The 17,028-nt window shown below is 70.4% G+C and carries 13 protein-coding genes; 5 read left to right on the forward strand and 8 right to left on the reverse strand.

Annotated features, from left to right (window positions below; all coding sequences use genetic code 11):
- Window positions 1-149 precede the first annotated feature (149 nt).
- On the forward strand, window positions 150-3,374 hold the full coding sequence (locus IWH25_RS19215) for an EAL domain-containing protein (protein ID WP_203386144.1): 3,225 nt from the start codon (window positions 150-152) through the stop codon (window positions 3,372-3,374).
- 24 nt (window positions 3,375-3,398) lie between these two features.
- Here IWH25_RS19215 and IWH25_RS12635 read toward each other — a convergent pair whose 3' ends face one another.
- The 3 genes from IWH25_RS12635 to IWH25_RS12645 all read right to left on the reverse strand — a co-directional run bounded on the left by IWH25_RS12635 (window position 3,399) and on the right by IWH25_RS12645 (window position 11,131).
- Window positions 3,399-5,714, reverse strand: coding sequence for a Tex family protein (locus IWH25_RS12635; protein ID WP_203386145.1), 2,316 nt, complete (start codon window positions 5,712-5,714; stop codon window positions 3,399-3,401).
- Between the two features lie 130 nt (window positions 5,715-5,844).
- The gene (locus tag IWH25_RS12640) at window positions 5,845-8,082 is read right to left on the reverse strand and encodes an EAL domain-containing response regulator (RefSeq protein WP_203386146.1); all 2,238 of its coding nucleotides are present in this window, start codon (window positions 8,080-8,082) and stop codon (window positions 5,845-5,847) included.
- A 4-nt stretch (window positions 8,083-8,086) separates the two neighbouring features.
- On the reverse strand, window positions 8,087-11,131 hold the full coding sequence (locus IWH25_RS12645; protein WP_203386147.1) for a PAS domain S-box protein: 3,045 nt from the start codon (window positions 11,129-11,131) through the stop codon (window positions 8,087-8,089).
- Window positions 11,132-11,220: 89 nt separating this feature from the next.
- On the opposite strand from IWH25_RS12645, the gene fliW reads away from it, so the two are divergent.
- A complete protein-coding gene (gene fliW, locus IWH25_RS12650) occupies window positions 11,221-11,649 on the forward strand; it encodes a flagellar assembly protein FliW (protein ID WP_203386148.1) in 429 nt (142 codons plus the stop codon).
- A gap of 50 nt (window positions 11,650-11,699) precedes the next feature.
- Here fliW and IWH25_RS12655 read toward each other — a convergent pair whose 3' ends face one another.
- Together IWH25_RS12655 and IWH25_RS12660 are read right to left on the reverse strand one after the other, a co-directional pair.
- Window positions 11,700-12,221 (reverse strand): gamma carbonic anhydrase family protein, encoded by a 522-nt coding sequence (locus tag IWH25_RS12655; protein WP_203386149.1) that lies wholly within the window; start codon window positions 12,219-12,221, stop codon window positions 11,700-11,702.
- A 42-nt stretch (window positions 12,222-12,263) separates the two neighbouring features.
- Entirely contained in the window at window positions 12,264-13,241 is a 978-nt protein-coding gene (locus IWH25_RS12660; RefSeq protein WP_203386150.1) for a serine/threonine protein kinase, read from the reverse strand.
- Window positions 13,242-13,327: 86 nt separating this feature from the next.
- Between IWH25_RS12660 and IWH25_RS12665 the strand changes: the two genes are divergently transcribed.
- Together IWH25_RS12665 and IWH25_RS12670 are read left to right on the forward strand one after the other, a co-directional pair.
- The gene (locus IWH25_RS12665; RefSeq protein ID WP_203386151.1) at window positions 13,328-13,669 is read left to right on the forward strand and encodes a DUF3301 domain-containing protein; all 342 of its coding nucleotides are present in this window, start codon (window positions 13,328-13,330) and stop codon (window positions 13,667-13,669) included.
- A complete protein-coding gene (locus tag IWH25_RS12670) occupies window positions 13,656-14,009 on the forward strand; it encodes a MazG-like family protein (RefSeq protein WP_203386152.1) in 354 nt (117 codons plus the stop codon). The genes IWH25_RS12665 and IWH25_RS12670 overlap by 14 nt, the downstream gene beginning before the upstream one ends.
- Window positions 14,010-14,208: 199 nt before the next feature.
- Here IWH25_RS12670 and IWH25_RS12675 read toward each other — a convergent pair whose 3' ends face one another.
- Both IWH25_RS12675 and IWH25_RS12680 read right to left on the reverse strand, forming a co-directional pair.
- The gene (locus IWH25_RS12675; RefSeq protein ID WP_203386153.1) at window positions 14,209-14,367 is read right to left on the reverse strand and encodes a hypothetical protein; all 159 of its coding nucleotides are present in this window, start codon (window positions 14,365-14,367) and stop codon (window positions 14,209-14,211) included.
- Window positions 14,368-14,647: 280 nt separating this feature from the next.
- Window positions 14,648-14,995, reverse strand: a complete 348-nt coding sequence (locus IWH25_RS12680; protein ID WP_203386154.1) for a DUF2917 domain-containing protein — start codon at window positions 14,993-14,995, stop codon at window positions 14,648-14,650.
- A gap of 120 nt (window positions 14,996-15,115) precedes the next feature.
- Between IWH25_RS12680 and IWH25_RS12685 the strand changes: the two genes are divergently transcribed.
- Window positions 15,116-16,099 (forward strand): LysR substrate-binding domain-containing protein, encoded by a 984-nt coding sequence (locus IWH25_RS12685; protein WP_203386155.1) that lies wholly within the window; start codon window positions 15,116-15,118, stop codon window positions 16,097-16,099.
- Here IWH25_RS12685 and IWH25_RS12690 read toward each other — a convergent pair.
- The gene (locus tag IWH25_RS12690; protein WP_203386156.1) at window positions 16,074-16,937 is read right to left on the reverse strand and encodes a 23S rRNA (adenine(2030)-N(6))-methyltransferase RlmJ; all 864 of its coding nucleotides are present in this window, start codon (window positions 16,935-16,937) and stop codon (window positions 16,074-16,076) included. The genes IWH25_RS12685 and IWH25_RS12690 overlap by 26 nt on opposite strands.
- Window positions 16,938-17,028 lie beyond the last annotated feature (91 nt).

Below are 17,028 nucleotides of genomic sequence, written 5' to 3' on the forward strand. Positions count from 1 at the left end.
TCATAAACCGGGTTAATATACGAACTACTGCATATAACGATTGCATCCCTACCGATGCTCCCGGACGATCGCTCCGCCCGCCCAGGCTTCTCCCGCGCCGCCCGACGCCTTCTCCGGCAATCCGCGATCGCTCGCCGCCCGCCATTCCCATGCAGATCAAGCTTCGCAACCTGACCATCGGCACGCGCATCGCGATCGCGCTGGCGCTGCCGATCACCGGCCTGCTGTTCGTTTCGCTGCTGCTCGTCGGCCGCCAGTACCAGACCGCGAGCAACATGGACATGCTGCGGCGGATGGCCGAGCTGGCGCCGGCGGTCAGCGCGCTGGTGCATGAGCTGCAGCTCGAGCGCGGCGTCTCCGCCGGCTTCGTCAGTTCGCTCGAGGGCGCTGCCTTCGCCGAGCGGCTGCCGGCGCGGCACGCGCAGACCGACCAGCGCCGCGCCGAGCTGACGGACATGCTCGAGCGCTACGACGGGATGCCGGCGGTGGTCGAGCAGGCCGCCTACCTGCGGCCGCGGATCGAGGCGGCGCGCGAGAAGCTCGGCAAGATCTGGCTGACGCGCGCGGCGATCGCCGAGCGCAGCATCAACGTCGGCGGCGTCACCGCCTACTACAGCGACGCGATCAGCGAGCTGATCGGCATCGCCGAGGCGATGCTGCTCGCCGACGTGCATCCCGACCTGAACCGCAGCATCGCCGCCTATACGCGGCTGCTGCACATGAAGGAACAGACCGGGCTGGAGCGCGCGATCGGCTCCGCCGGCTTTGCCGCCGGGCGGATCGACTCGCCGACCTATATGCGCATCGTCGAGCTGATCAACCAGCAGCGCATCTACCTGCGCGAGTTCCACTTCTATGCCACGGCCGAGCAGAGCGCCTTCTTCGAGAAGACGCTGTACGGCGTGAACGAGGCCGAGGTGACGCGGCTGCGCCGCGTCCTGCTGAAGAGCCGCGACACCGGCTCGGCGGAGGGGGTGGACGCCCGCCACTGGTTCGACAGCATGACGAAGAAGATCGATCTCTTGAAGAGCATCGAGGATCGTCTCGCCGGCGACCTGATCGCGCAGGCGACGGCGCTGAAGGCCGAGGCCGAGGCCAGCGCCTGGCGGATCGGCCTGCTCGCGTTGCTGCTGCTGGCGCTGACCGTCTCGCTGGCGGCCGGCATCGCGCGCGGCATCATCCTGCCGCTCAAGCGGATGACCGAGGCGATGCAGCGCCTGGCCGCCGGCGACGGCGCCGCCGAGATCCGCGCCAGCGACCGTACCGACGAGATCGGCGCGCTGACGCGGGCGGCGCGCGTCTTCCGCGAGAGCCAGATCAAGGCCGCCCAGGCCGACGAGCAGGCGCGCATCGCCGCCGCGCTGCGCGTCTACCGGCGCGCGCTGAGCGCGATCGTGCAGGGCGTCGTCATCACCGACGGCGAGCGCCGCATCACCTACGCCAACGATGCCTTCTGCCAATATTTCCGCATCAGCGACGGCGCCTTCCCGGGCGACCGGCAGATCTTCCTCGACGCCGCGCAGAGCGGGCCCGACGCCTTCCTCGCCGAGCTGGCGCCGGCCTTCGCCGGCCACTACTACCACGGCGAGATCCACTGCCGCGGCACCGACGGCACGCCGTTCTGGTGCGAGATCACGGTGACGCCGGCCGCCGACAGCAGCGGCCGCACGACGCACCTGGTCGGCGTGCTGCGCGACGTGACCGAGGCGCGGCGGGTCGAGCAGGAGCTGCGCATCGCGGCGACCGCCTTCGAGTCGCTGCACGGGATGATGGTCACCGACGCCGCCGGCACGATCCTGCGCGTGAACAAGGCCTTCGTCGAGATGACCGGCTGGAGCGCCGAGGAGGCGGTCGGGCAGTCGCCGGCGATCCTCAAGTCCGGCCGCCACGACGCCGAGTTCTACGCCGACATGTGGCGGCAGCTGGCGGTCACCGGTGCCTGGGAGGGCGAGATCTGGGACCGGCGCAAGAACGGCGAGATCTACCCGAAGTGGCAGACGGTGTCGGCGGTGCGCGGCCCGGACGGCGGCATCACGCACTACGTGGCCGCCTTCTCCGACATCGGCGAGCGCAAGGAGGCCGAGCAGCGCATCCACGACCTGGCCTTCTTCGATCCGCTGACCGGGCTGCCCAACCGCCGCCTGCTGCTCGACCGGCTGCAGCAGGCGCTGTCGGCGAGCGCGCGCAACCGCCAGCACGGTGCGCTGCTGTTCATCGACCTCGACAACTTCAAGAGCCTCAACGACACCCTCGGCCACGACATGGGCGACCTGCTGCTGTGCGAGGTGGCGCGGCGCCTGCAGGACTGCCTGCGCGGCTGCGACACGGTGGCGCGGCTGGGCGGCGACGAGTTCGTGGTGATGCTCGAGGACCTCGGCGACGATCCGACGCAGGCCGCCGCCGACAGCGAGACGGTCGGCAACAAGATCCTCGATTCGCTGAACCGCGACTACGACCTCAACGGCAAGGCGCACCACAGCTCGCCGAGCATCGGCGTCACGCTCTTCCTCGGCCAGGAAACGAACATCGACAACCTGCTCAAGCAGGCCGACCTGGCGATGTACCAGGCGAAGGCCGCCGGCCGCAACGCGATGCGCTTCTTCGACCCGGGCATGCAGGCGGTGGTCACCGCGCGCTCCGAGCTCGAGGACGACCTGCGCGAGGCGCTGAAGGCGCAGCAGTTCGTGCTGCACTACCAGCCGCAGGTCGACGGCGAAGGGCGCATCACCGGCGCCGAGGCGCTGCTGCGCTGGCAGCATCCGCAGCGCGGGCTGGTGCCGCCGGCCGAATTCATCCCGCTCGCCGAGGAGACCGGCCTGATCCTGCCGATCGGCGACTGGGTGCTGCGCACCGCCTGCGCCCGCCTGGCGCAGTGGCGCGCGCGGCCGGATACGGCGGCGCTGACGCTGGCGGTCAACGTCAGCGCCCGCCAGTTCCGTCATCCGGGCTTCGTCTATCAGGTGGTGTCGGCGCTCGGCGCCAGCGGCGCCGATCCGCACCGGCTCAAGCTGGAGCTGACCGAGAGCCTGCTCCTCGACGACATCGAGGGCACCGTGGTCAAGATGACGGCGCTGAAGGCCGCCGGCGTCAGCTTCTCGCTCGACGACTTCGGCACCGGCTATTCGTCGCTTTCCTATCTCAAGCGGCTGCCGCTCGACCAGCTGAAGATCGACCGCTCCTTCGTCCGCGACGTGCTCACCGACCCCAACGACGCGGCGATCGCGCGCACCATCGTCGCTCTCGGCCAGAGCCTCGGGCTGACGGTGATCGCCGAGGGCGTCGAGACCGAGGAACAGCGCGCCTTCCTCGCCGCGCACAACTGCCACGCCTACCAGGGCTACCTGTTCGGCCGGCCCGAGCCGGGCGGGGATTAGACTTCCGGAGCCAGGGGCGAGGGGTCAGCCCTTGAGCTTGGCGAAGGCGGCGGCCATCGCGCCCTGCGCCTGCTGCGGCGGCCGCGAATCGCGGCGCTGCGGCGCCTGGCCGGGGCGGTTGCCGCCCGCTGCCGGCGCGCCCTTCTTCTGCGTCGGCGAATCCGACATGCGCATCGTCAGCGCGATGCGCTGGCGCTGCAGGTCGACCTCGAGCACCTTGACCTTGACGATGTCGCCGGCCTTGACCACCTCGTGCGGGTCCTTGACGAAGCGGTCGGACAGCGCCGAGACGTGCACCAGGCCGTCCTGGTGCACGCCGATGTCGACGAAGGCGCCGAAGTTGGCGACGTTGGTGACGACGCCCTCAAGCATCATCCCCGGCTCGAGGTCGGCGAGCGTCTCGACGCCCTCGCGGAAGGCGGCGGCCTTGAACTCGGGGCGCGGGTCGCGGCCCGGCTTCTCCAGCTCCTTGAGGATGTCCTGCACGGTCGGCAGGCCGAACTGGTCGTCGGCGTACTTGGCGGCGTTCATGGCCTTCACCGTGCGCGAATCGCCGATCACGTCCTTGATGCCCTTCTTGATGTCGGCGAGGATGCGCTCGACCACCGGATAGGCTTCCGGGTGCACCGCCGAGGCGTCGAGCGGGTTGTCGCCGTTGATGATGCGCAAAAAGCCGGCGGCCTGCTCGAAGGTCTTGTCGCCGAGGCGCGGTACCTTCAAGAGCGCCTGGCGGTCGGCGAAGGCGCCGTGGCTGTCGCGGTAGGCGACGATGTTCGCGGCGAGGCTGGCGTTCAGCCCGGAGATGCGGGTCAGCAGCGCGACCGAGGCGGTGTTGAGGTCGACGCCGACGGCGTTCACGCAGTCCTCGACGACCGCGTCGAGCGCGCGGGCGAGCTTGGTCTGCGACACGTCGTGCTGGTACTGGCCGACGCCGATGGCCTTCGGCTCGATCTTCACCAGTTCGGCGAGCGGGTCCTGCAGGCGGCGGGCGATCGACACCGCGCCGCGCAGGCTGACGTCGAGCTCGGGGAATTCCCTGGCGGCGAATTCGGACGCCGAATAGACCGAGGCGCCGGCTTCCGAGACCGTGATCTTGGTCAGCTTCATCGCCGGATAGCGCTTCATCAGGTCGCCGACCAGCTTGTCGGTCTCGCGCGAGGCGGTGCCGTTGCCGATGCTGATCAGCTCGACCTGGTGCTTGGCGCACAGCGCGGCGAGCACGTGCAGCGCGCCTTCCCAGTCGTTCCGCGGCTCGTGCGGGTAGATCGTCGCCGTGTCGAGCAGCTTGCCGGTGCGGTCGACGACGGCGATCTTGCAGCCGGTGCGGATGCCGGGGTCGAGGCCGAGCACGGCGCGCGGGCCGGCCGGCGCGGCGAGCAGGAGGTCCTTCAGGTTGCGGCCGAAGACGCGGATCGCTTCCTCCTCGGCGCGCTCGCGCAGCGCGTTCATCAATTCCAGTTCGAGGTGCATGAAGACCTTGATCTTCCACGTCCAGCGCACGGTGTCGGCGAGCCACTTGTCGGCCGGGCGGCCCTGGTCCTTGATGCCGAAGCGGGCGGCGATGCGGGATTCGCAGGGGTTGGGGCCGACCGGCTTGGTCTCGGCATCCAGCTCGCTGTCGAGTACCAGCGAGACCTGCAGCATGCCCTCGTTGCGGCCGCGGAAGAGGGCCAGTGCGCGGTGCGACGGAATCTCGGTCAGCGCTTCGGCATAGTCGAAGTAGTCGCGGAACTTGGCGCCTTCGTTCTCCTTGCCCTCGGCGACGAGCGACTTCACGACGCCATGCTCTTCCAGGTATTCGCGCAGCGTGCCGAGCAGTTCGGCGTCTTCCGAGAACTGCTCCATCAGGATCTGGCGGGCACCGTCGAGCGCCGCCTTGGCATCCGCGAAGCCGGCCTCGGCGTTGAGGTATTTCGCCGCCTCGGTCTCCGGCACCAGCGTCGGGTCGTTCAGCAGCGCCTCGGCCAGCGGCGCGAGGCCGGCCTCGCGGGCGATCTGGGCCTTGGTGCGGCGCTTCTGCTTGTAGGGGAGGTAGAGGTCTTCCAGGCGCTGCTTGGTCTCGGCCAGCAGGATTTCGGTCTTCAGCTCGGGGGTCATCTTCCCCTGTTCCTCGATCGAGGCGACGATCGCAGTGCGCCGCTCCTCCATTTCGCGCAGGTAGGTCAGGCGCTCTTCCAGCGTGCGCAGCTGCGTGTCGTCGAGGTTGCCGGTGACTTCCTTGCGGTAGCGGGCGATGAAGGGCACGGTGGCGCCTTCGTCGAGCAGCTGGACGGCGGCGATGACTTGCGACGGGCGGACGCCCAGTTCGACGGCAATACGGTGTTCGATCGGAGCGAGCATGCGGGGGAAGGGGGCGGAAAAAACGGCGAACTATGCAGAAAGGGGGGGAAAAACTCAAGACTGGCGCAAGCGCCGTTTTTCGGTCAGGCGTGCCCGAGGGGACTTCTTCGCGATGTGCGGCGCACCTTGCTCAGGCTCTCGCCTGGGCCCAGGCGAGGAAGCTGCCGGCGTCGACCGGCCGCGAGTAGAAGAAGCCCTGCGCCAGCGGGCAGCCGAGGTCCATCAGCAGCTGCGCCTGCGCCGCGGTCTCGACGCCTTCGGCGATGATCGACAGGCCGAGCGAGCGGCCCAGGCCGATCACCGTCTGCGCGATGCTGGCGCCGGAGCCGCTCGTCGAGTCGAGGTCGCGGACGAAGGCGCGGTCGATCTTGATGCGGTCGATCGGCAGCCGGTGCAGGTAGGCGAGCGACGAGAAGCCGGTACCGAAGTCGTCGATGGCGATCTGGATGCCCATCTGCTTCAGCTCGGCGAGGATGCCGATCACCGTCTCGGCCTCCATCATGGCGACGCTCTCGGTGATCTCGAGCTCGATCCGTTCCGGCGCGACGCCGGTCTCGGCCAGCGCGCTGCGCACGCGGCTGAGGAACAGCGGGTCACGGAACTGGACCAGCGAGACGTTGATCGCCATGCGCACGCCGGCGAGGCCGGCGGCTTCCCAGTCGCGCAGCTGGCGGACGGCGGTGTGGAAGACCCAGGCGCCGAGGTCGACGATCAGGCCGGAGTATTCGGCGAGCGAGATGAACAGGTCGGGGCGGATGAACTCGCCGTCGGCGCCGCGCCAGCGGATCAGCGCCTCGGCGCCGACCAGGCGGCCGCCGACCAGCTCGATCTGCGGCTGGTAGTGCAGCTCCAGCCCGCGCTGCTGGGTGACGGCAATGCGCAGCTCGTGCAGCCGGTCGAGGCGGGTGCGCGTCTCGCGCGCCATGTCCTCGGTGTAGTAGTGCCAGCGGCCGCGGTCGCCGCTCTTGGCGCGGTTGAGCGCGATGTTGGTGGCCTTCAGCAGGTCGATGCCGTCGCTGTTGCTGACCTCGTCGAGGCGGGTCAGGCCGAGCGTCGCCTTCACCGGCAGCGAGTAGTCGTCGACCAGGAAGGGGAGCTTGAACTGGTCGAGCAGCAGGCGTGGGTCGAGCGCCGCGTCCGGGCCGAGCAGGCCGAAGACGTCGCCGCCGACACGGGCGAGGATCATTCCCGGCGACAGCATCGCCGAGAGCCGCTGCGCGACCGACAGCAGCAGCTGGTCGCCCTTGTGGTGGCCGAGCGCGTCGTTCAGCTCGGAGAAATGGTCGATGTCGAGCAGCGCGACGGTCCAGCCGCGGCCGCCGGAGCGCAGGTGCTCGTCGATGCGGGCGACGAAGCCGCTGCGGTTGGCCAGCCGCGTCAGGCGGTCGGTGAAGGCGGAGAAGCTGAGGTCGGCGATCAGCCCGGCGTTCTCCAGGCCGACGCCGATGTTCACACAGAACACCTCGAGCAGCTGCCGCCCGCTGTCGCCGAGCGGTGCGCCGGTGTGCAGGTAGAGGACCGCGTCGCGCCCGTTCTCGCCGGCGATGAAGAAGGCGGCATCGCTGCCGGCGACCAGCGTCCTGTGCTCGGCGTAGGCCCGGGCGGCGAAGGCGCCGGCAGCGCCGCAGTCGGCGAGCGGCCGGCCGAGGCGGTCGGCGAAGCCGCCGCGGGCGCCGATCAGGAACAGCGGCGGCTCGCCGGGCAAGTTGGCGAAATTCTGCCGGCGCGCGCACAGGAAGCCGCTGGCGGCGTCGCCGGCGAGCCTGCAGGCGCTGTCCAGCGCGGCGGCGGCGAAGTCGCCGGGGTCGCGCCGCGCGAGCAGGTCGGCGGCGGTGTCGACGATCAGCGCCAGGCCGCGGCGCGCGTTCATGATCGTGCGCAGCTGCTCGTACGAGCGCACCGCGGTGGTCAGCGTCGTCAGCAGGCGGACGCGGGTCAGCTCGGACTTGGTCTTGTAGTCGTTGATGTCGTATTCGCGGATCACGCGCATCTCGGGCGCATAGCCCGGCTGGCCGGTGCGCAGGATGATGCGCAGCGCGCTGCGGCCGAGGTCCTGGCGGACCGTGCGCACCAGGTCGAGGCCGGCGCTCTCGTGCTCCATGACGACGTCGAGCAGCACGACGGCGATGTCCTCGTCGGCGACGATCGCGGCCAGCGCCTCGTCGGCGGAGTAGGCGTGGATGAACGAGAGCGGGCGGCCGTCGATGCGGATGTCCTGGAGCGCGAAGGCGGTCGCGTTGTGCACCTCGGGATCGTCGTCGACCACCAGGATCCGCCACGGACTGGCCTCGATCGTCTTCGCCGGCGGCGCGTCGTGCGCCAGGTCGTCGATGATGTTGAGCTCGTCGTTGGGGTGGGTGGCAGGCATTGGTTCAGGCGGGGTCTTTTTCGGCGCTCGGCGCACACAAGGGCATTGTAAGCATAAACGTCGTACCGGTGCCAAGCCGGCTGTCCAGCGAGATGCGGCCGCCGAGTACGCGCGTGACGATGTTGTAGACGATGTGCAGACCGAGTCCGCTGCCGCCCTGGCCGAGCTTGGTCGTGAAGAAGGGATCGAAGATCCGGCGGAAGTGTTCCTCTGCGATGCCGACGCCGTCGTCCTCGACGGTCATCACCACCTGGCCGTGCTCGGGCACGCCGGCGCGGATGACGACCTGGCCGCGGCGGCGGCCGTCGAAGGCGTGCACCAGCGAGTTGGTGACGAAGTTGGTGATGACCTGGCCGAGCGGGCCGGGGTAGCTGTCGAGCACGATGCCCTCGGGAATCTCCATCGCCACCTTGAACGGCGTCTTGCGGATCGTCGGCGACAGCGTCATCAGCACCTCGCCGACGACCTCGCGCAGGTCGAAGCGGCGGCGCTGGTCGCTGGTCTGGTCGACCGCTACCTGCTTGAAGCTGGTGACCAGGTTGCGCGCCTGGTCGAGATTGCGCAGCAGCAGGTCGCTGGCGGTGCGCGCGGCGTCGAGGTAGGCGTTCAGCGCCGAGCGGCGCAGCAGGCCGTCGTCGATCTGCCCGGCGAACTCCTGCGTGCGCTCGTGCAGCGTGCTGGCGACGGTGACGCTGTTGCCGATCGGCGTGTTCAGTTCGTGCGCGACGCCGGCGACCAGCGCGCCGAGCGCGGCCAGCTTCTCGCTGCGGATCAGCTCGTCCTGCGCGCGCTGCAGCTCGGCGGTGCGCTCGGCGACGCGCGCCTCCAGTTCGGCGTTGAGTTCGGCCATGCGCTGCTCGAGCTGGTGGCGCAGCGTGATGTCGGTGACGCTCCACAGGTAGCAGCCGCGGCCGCCGATGTCGAACAGGCGGCCGGAGATCAGGCCGTAGACCGCCGTGCCGTCGGCGCGCCGGTAGCGGCACTCGTAGCGGTCGAGCTCGCCGTTGCCGTCGGCGAGCTTGCGGTACAGCGCATCGCGCTCGGCGTCGTCGAACCACAGCCCGAATTCCCGCGAATTGCGGCCGATCACCTGCTCGCGCGTATAGCCGAGCAGTTCCTGCCAGGCGCGGTTGAAGTCGACGACGACGCCGGTCTCGGCGTCGGTGATCGCCAGCGCCGCCGGCGAGTAGTGGACGATGCGCGAGAACTTCTCCTCGCTGCGCCGCAGCGCCTCCTCGGCCTGCTTCTGCAGCGTGATGTCGCGGACCACGCCGAGCAGGTACTGGCGGCCGTCGACGCCGATCAGCGAGGCGTTGAGCAGGCCGTCGACCTGGCGGCCGTCGCGCGTGCCGATGCGGATCGGATGCTCGCGCAGGAAGCCCTGTTCGCGCAGGCGGGCGATCGCCGCGTCGCGGGCCGTCGCGTCCGGCCAGATGCCCAGCTCCGCCGCCGTGTGGCCGATCGCCTCCGCGCGCGTCCATCCGGTCAGCTGCTCGAAGGCCTCGTTGACCTCGTAGATCTCGCCGGATTCGAGGTCGCTGAGCGTGACGTAGTCGAGGCTGGCGTGGAAGGCGCCGGAGAACTTCGCCTCCGACAGGCGCAGCGCCAGCTCGGCTTCCTTCAGCGCGCTGATGTCCTCGACGGTGGCGACGAAGCCGCGGAAGGCGCCGTCCTCGGCATGGATCGGCACGATGTGCGCGCGCGCCCAGATCGTCGCGCCGTCGGCGGCGATCACGCGGCGTTCCATCGTGAATCCGCTGCGCGTCGCGATCGCCTCGCGCCAGCGTGCGCGCATCGGCTCGCGGTCGTCCGGATGCAGGTGCTCGATCCAGCGGCCGGCGCGCACCTCGTCCATCGACGACGCCGACAGCGCCAGGTAACGCGAGTTGCAGTAGATGAAGTTGCCGCGCTCGTCGGCGACGACGACGCCGAGTTCGGACGATTCGGCGATCGCCCGGAAGCGTTCCGAGTACTCGCGCAGTTCGCCCTGCAGCCGGTGGATCTCGGAAAGGTCGAGGTCGATGCAGTAGATCTCCGGCTCGCCGGCGAGGTTGCTGATCATCACCTGCGTCGAGTAGACGCGGATGATGCTCCCGTCGTCGCGGCGCAGCGCGAACTCGCCCGCTGCCGGCGCCGGCCCGCCGGCCAGCCAGGCGTCGACGCCGGCACGGAAGGCGGCGCGCTCGTCGGCGGCGAGCAGCAGTTCGTCGATCGGGCGGCCGAGCGCCTGCTCGCGGCGGTAGCCGAAGAAACGCGCGCTCGCGTCGTTCCAGTAGATCACCCGGCGGTCGGGGTCGTAGCCCTGCACGGCGATTCCGGCGACGCCCTCGAAGATGCCGCGGAAGCGGACTTCGCTCGCCTGCAGCCGGCGCTCCGAGGCCCGGCGCTCCGCCATTTCCGCGCGCAGCGTCGCCGTCAGCTCGCGCAGCTGCGCCTGCTGCCGGCGCTGTGTGATGATCAGCATCATGATGCCGATGCCGAGCATCAGCACCGCGGCGAGCGCGAAGCCGACCGGCGCGAACCACGGCACCGGGCGCAGCAGCGGATAGTCGAGGTAGTGCACGCCGAGCAGCACGAAGAGCGCCGCCAGCGGTCGGTAGCCGATGCCGGGCTGGCGGTCGCCGAGGCGCTTGAGGATCGCTCCGGCATGGATCAGCAGGCCGCCGGCGATGGCGTACAGCGGCAGCGTGCGCGCGAGGAAGGAGAGCTCGGCGCTGCCGGCCCAGGCGCCCCACAGCAGTGCCACGGCGAGCGCCGCGGCAGCGGGCGGGATGCGCGGCGCGGCGTCGGCGAGCAGGCGGCAGCCATGCCAGATGAGCAGTGCGGCGAGCGCGAAGAGCAGGTCGGCGACGAGGCCGGCGGCGCCGACGCCGAGCGTGACGGCGAGCTGCGCGCCCATGCGCAGCGCCTGCGCGAGGAAGGCGAGCGACCAGTAGAGGAGGAAACGCTGGGCGTCGGTGCGCCACAGGTAGAGGAAGGTCGCCGCGAGAATCAGCGAGCTGCCGAGCGTACACAGGATGGCGGTTTGCAGGGAAAACTCGAAAGTCATCTTTCGCAGGACGCCGGCACAGGTTAAATTAGGCGCTATTGTGCACGAACCGCCGTGCTTTTGTCGGCGGTGCAACCAGGGAAGAAACCATGAAAATCGACATCGCCAAGTTCGGCCTCAAGGACGTTCCGGTCAACCCGGACTCCGTGTTCACCTTCCCGCAGGGGCTGGTCGGCTTCGAGGACGCCCGCCGCTTCACGCTGTTCCACGAGGAGGGCAAGCCGACCGTGTTCTGGCTGCAGTCGCTCGACGATCCCCAGCTCGCCTTCTCGGTGGTGCCGCCGGAGTCGATCGACGTCCAGTACGAGATGGAACTGTCGGACGAGGATGCCGCGCTGATCGACCTGAAGGACCCGGCCGAGGTCGTCGTCGTCGTCGTGCTCTACCGCCAGGAAGCCGACAACGGCCGGATCGCCGCCAACACGCGCTCGCCGCTGGTGCTCAACACCCGCTCGCGGCTCGGCATGCAGAAGATCCTGCGCGAGTTCCACCCGACGCTGCTCTACCGCGCCCGCTGACGCGGCGCAGCAGTCGCGACGACGGGGCCGCGCTGCGGCCCCGTTGCCGTTTACAGCGCCCGCAGCTGCTCGCGGTAGCGGCGGGCATTGTCGACGTAGTGCGCGGCGCTGTGCCTGAGCCGCGCCACTTCCTCGTCGGTGAGTTCGCGCACGACCTTGCCCGGCGAGCCGACGATCAGCACCCGCTCGGGGTAGGTCTTGCCCTCCGGGATCAGCGTGTTGGCGCCGACGATCGACTCCTTGCCGATCACTGCCCGGTTGAGCACGATCGAGCCGATGCCGATCAGCGAACCGTCGCCGATGGCGCAGCCGTGCAGCATCACCAGGTGGCCGACGGTGACGTTGGCGCCGATCGTCAGCGGCACGCCCTCGTCGGTGTGCAGCACCGAACCGTCCTGGATGTTGCTGTTCTCGCCGATCGTGATCGGGTCGTTGTCGCCGCGCAGCACGGCGTTCCACCAGATCGAGGCGTTGGCGGCCAGCCGCACGTCGCCGATCACCGTCGCGTTGGCGGCGATCCAGGCGGAGGGATCGATCTGCGGGCGCTTGTCGCCGAGCAGGAAGAGGGACATGGCGGGCTCCTTGCGGTGGTTTTCGTTCGTGTCGTTCGTCGTTTACGCGACCAGAGGCGGCTCGTCCATCGCCGCGATCTGCTCCTTCAGTTCGAGGATGCGCGACTGCCAGTAGTGCGCCGTGCCGAACCACGGGAAGGCGGCGGGGAAGGCCGGGTCGTCCCAGCGGCGCGCGATCCACGCCGCGTAGTGGATCAGGCGCAGCGTGCGCAGCGCCTCGACCAGGTGCAGCTCGCGCCGGTCGAACTCGCAGAAATCCTCGTAGCCGGCGAGCACATCCTGCAGCTGCGCCTGCATCTCCAGCCGCTCGCCGGAGAGCAGCATCCACAGGTCCTGCACCGCCGGTCCCATGCGGCTGTCGTCGAAGTCGACGAAATGCGGGCCGTCGTCGGTCCACAGCACGTTGCCGAGGTGGCAGTCGCCGTGCAGGCGCAGCGTCGTCACGTCGCCGGCGCGGGCGAAGGCGTGGCGCACGCCGTCGAGCGCGATGTCGATGGTGCCCTTCCACGCGGCGAACAGCTCCGGCGGCAGCGCGCCGTGCTCGACCAGCCAGTCGCGCGGCTCCTCGCCGAAGCTGGCGATGTCCAGCGCCGGCCGCGCGGCGAAGGCGCGGCGCCGGCCGACGACATGGATGCGGCCGAGGAAGCGGCCCATCCACTCGCGCGTCGCGGCGTCGCCGAGTTCCGGCGCGCGGCCGCCGCGGCGCGGGAAGAGCGCCAGCCGGAAGGGGCCGTGGTGGGCCAGCGTCGAGCCGTCGGCGAAGGGCAGCGGCGGCACGACGGGAATCTCCTCGGCGGCGAGTTCGGCGAGAAAGGCGTGCTCCTCGAGGATCGCCGCGTCCGGCCAGCGGCCGGGGCGGTAGAACTTGGCGATCAGCGGCGGGCCGTCCTCGATGCCGACCTGGTAGACACGGTTCTCGAAGCTGTTCAGCGCCAGCAGGCGGCCGTCCGGCGCGAGGCCGGCAGCCTCGATCGCGTCGAGCACGCGGTCCGGGGTGAGGGTGGCGTAGGGATGTTCCATGGTCGGCGGATGTTAACACCGCCGGCCGCCCGGCGGCCGAAGCGTTTTCGTTCCGGGCGCCGGCGCAGGCAGGTAAACTGCCGGCCATGCCGACTTTCGAACTTCTTTCCATCGCCGTGCTCGGGTTGCTCTGCTGGTTCTGGCTGGACAGCCTGAAGGCCCGCGAGGCGGGCATCCGCGAGGCGCGTGCCGCCTGCGCCGAGGAGGACCTGCAGCTGCTCGACGACACCGTCGCCGGCCGCGGGCTGCGGCTCGCGCGCGACGACGCCGGCCGGCTGCGGCTGCAGCGCACCTATGCCTTCGAATACAGCGACACCGGCGACAACCGTCGCCAGGGCAGCGTCACGCTGCTCGGGCACGACGTGGTGATGGTGCGCCTGCGCGCGCAGCTGACCCTGGTCGGGGAGGGGCGTCATGAACAGCATTGAGGCGCTGCGCGAGGCGCTGCTGCGCTTTCGCGACGAGCGCGACTGGCAGCAGTTCCATTCGCTGCGGAACCTGATCGTCTCGCTCAACCTGGAGGCGGGCGAGCTGCTCGAGCTGCTGCAGTGGAAGAGCGACGCCGAGATCGCCGCGCTGCCGGCCGATGCGGCCGGGCGCGAGGCGCTCGCCGACGAATGCGCCGACGTCTTCCTCTACCTGTTGCTGATCGCCGACACGGCCGGCATCGACCTGCTCGACGCGGCGGCGGCGAAGCTCGCGAAGAACGGCGAGAAATACCCGGTCGAGAAGGCCTTCGGCTCGCGCGCGAAGTACGACCGGCTGTAGGGCGGCCCCGCGGGCGCGGGGGCGGTGCGTCGCGCCCCGCTCGGGCGCCCCCAAGCGGACTTCCTCGCGGGGTGCTGCGCACCCCGGCTCAGGCGCCCCCCGAGAGGACTTCCTCGCGGGATGCTGCGCATCCCGCTCAGGCGCACCCCTAGAGTACTTCTTCGCGAGGTGCTGCGCACCCCGCTCAGGCGCACCCCGCTCAGGCGCTGGTGCTGATCGAGTTGGCGGGGGCTTCGGGGGTTTCGGCGGCGGCCTGCTGCGCGACGTAGCGGGCGATGTTGCGATCGATCGACGACAGCGCGTTGGTCTGGCCGCGGGTGCGCTCCTCCGGCGCGATTTCCTGCAAACGGGCCTGCACTTTCTCAAGTCCGGGAGGAACGGCCTTCGGGCCCTGCGCCTCGGCAGATTTTGCCGGTGCCGGCTTTTCCTGCCCTGCGCCGGGGGCCGCCGGCGGCGTGAAAGCTTCCTTGCCGCGGGCCGTGGCGGCCGGGCGGGCAAAGTTCTGGGCGACTTGCGGGAGGCTGGTCGACGTTACCTTCATTACGGACTCCTTGGCATTGACGCGGGATGTGCCCGCGGATGCAGCAATATCCGTGCCGAAATTCCGGGCCGGGCGCCAGGGCGCCGGCCCGGGGCCGTCAACGCAGGCGGATCACCGGATAGGCCGCCAGCGGCGCATGCTGCCAGCGGCGGATGGCGTCGGCGACGGCCGCGGTGCAGCGTGCGGCGATCCGGCGGATCGGGCTGTCGCCGCAGCACGGGCGGGCGGCGACCACCGCCGGGCGCAGCGCGGAGACCACCACGCGCGGGCTGCCGGCGAGGCGCAGGCGCTGGCCAGGGAGCAGCAGGTAGTCGCCAGCGGCGCCGGCGGCGGTAATCCACAGTTCGCCCTCGAGGCAATCGACGACGAAGCCGTGGCTGTGCTCGAGCGCCAGCAGCTCGCGGCCGGCGAGGGTGTAGCGGGTCGGGTTGGCGTTCGCGTTCATGCTATCCTCCATGCGTGGTTCGCATTCAACTTTCCGTACGGCGGTGCCGTGATGCCAATCTAGTTGGCTTTGTGTGCCGCAACAAACGGAAAAACCGCATGCCATACATGAGGAAACCGCATGGATGAGCGCATCGATCAAGGCGCCCGGGAACGGCTGCGCCGGCTGCCGTCGCTGGATCCGCTGAAAGGCTTCGAGGCGGCGGCGCGGCACCTGAGCTTCACGCGCGCAGCCGACGAGCTGCACCTGACGCAGTCGGCGGTCAGCCGGCAGATCCAGACGCTGGAGGAGCAGCTCGGCGTGCGCCTGTTCCAGCGCGAGGTGCGCCGGCTGCGGCTGACGCCCGAGGGCGAGACGCTGCTGCGCGTCGTCGGCGAGCTGCTGGAGCGGCTGGCCGACGTCTGCGCCGGCCTGCGCGCCGCGCAGCGCCGGCCGCAGGTGCAGATCACCGCCGCCGTCGGCATCGCCTCGCTGTGGCTGGTACCGCGGCTGGCCGCCTTCCAGGAGGCGCAGCCCGACGTCGACGTGCGCATCTCGGCCGACAACCGCGTCGTCGATCTCGAGCGCGAGGGTTTCGACGTCGGCCTGCGCTACCTCGCCGGCGACGACGTGCCGGCCGAGGCGACGCTGCTGTTCGAGGAGGAGGTGTTCCCGGTGGCCTCGCCGCAGCTCGCGGCGACCCTGCCCAAGCACGTCAGCGCCGACGACTTCTCGCGCATCGTGCTGCTCGCCTACGACGACGACCGCGCCGCGCCGTGGCTGTCGTGGGAGCCGTGGCTGCTCGGCCTCGGTCTGGCCGGCGCGCGGCCGAAGGCGGTGCTGCGCTTCAATCAGTACGACCAGCTGATCCGCGCCGCCGAGGAGGGGCAGGGCGTCGCCCTCGGGCGCGGCCCGCTGGTCGCGCGCGCGATCGCCGACGGCCGGCTGAAGCCGCTGGCGGTGCGCCGCGAGAAGCTGCCGGCGCGCGGCTATTACCTGGTGCGCACGAAGGGCGCCATGCGCCCCGAGGTCGAGCGCTTCGTCGCCTGGCTGCAGGACGAGGCGGAGAAGACGGTGCGCAGCATGGGCGGGGGCGCGCTCAGTCCGCCTGCGCGGCGAGCGTGAAGCCGGCGCCGCCGTCCTCGGCGAGCGCCTCGGCCAGCCAGGGAAGCGTTTCGCGCAGCGTTTTCTCCAGCGTCCACGGCGGGTTGATCACGAACATGCCGCTGCCGGGCATGCCGAACACGCCCGGCGGCTGCCGGCGCACGGTCAGCGTCGCGTCCAGCCACGGCCTGCCGGCGGCCGCCGCCAGCGCCTTCAGCTTCTCCGGCAGCGCCTTCGCCTCGGGCTTGGCGAGGATCGGGTACCACACCGCGTAGGTGCCGGTGGCGAAGCGCTTCAGCGCCTCCTCGATCGTCTTCACGACGTTGCGGTAGTCGCCTGCGGTCTCGTAGGACGGGTCGATCAGCGCCAGCGCGCGCTTGGGCGGCGGCGGCAGCAGCCCCTTCAGCCCGGCCAGCCCGTCGCCGTGCGTGACCATCACCTGGCGGCCGCCGTCGCGGAAGTTGTCGGCGAGCGTCCGGATGTCGGTCGTGTGCAGCTCGAACAGGCGCAGCTTGTCCTCCGGCCGCAGCAGCTTCCAGGCGATCCACGGCGAGCCGGGGTAGGCGTTGAGCGCGCCGTCGGCGTTGCGCGCGTTGAGCGGGCGCACCGTGTCGACGTAGGCGGCGACCGCCGGCGGCAGGTCGGCGCGGCCCCACAGGCGGGAGATGCCGCCCTCGTGCTCGGCGAGCTTGGTGGCGTGCCCGGCGTCGAGCGCGTAGAGGCCGGCGCCGGCGTGCGTGTCGATCACCCAGAAAGGCTTCTCCTTCTGCTTCAGGTAGTCGATCAGTTGCACCAGCACGAGGTGCTTGAGGACATCGGCATGGTTGCCGGCGTGGAAGGCGTGGCGGTAGCTGAGCATAGGCGGCTTCGGTTGGTTGGCGTCGGGCGGGGGGGCCTCCCTCCCCTTCAAGGGGAGGGTTGGGGTGGGGATGGGGGGCTGGAAGCGGTCG

This window comes from Azospira restricta (assembly GCF_016858125.1).
Taxonomy (GTDB): domain Bacteria; phylum Pseudomonadota; class Gammaproteobacteria; order Burkholderiales; family Rhodocyclaceae; genus Proximibacter; species Proximibacter restrictus.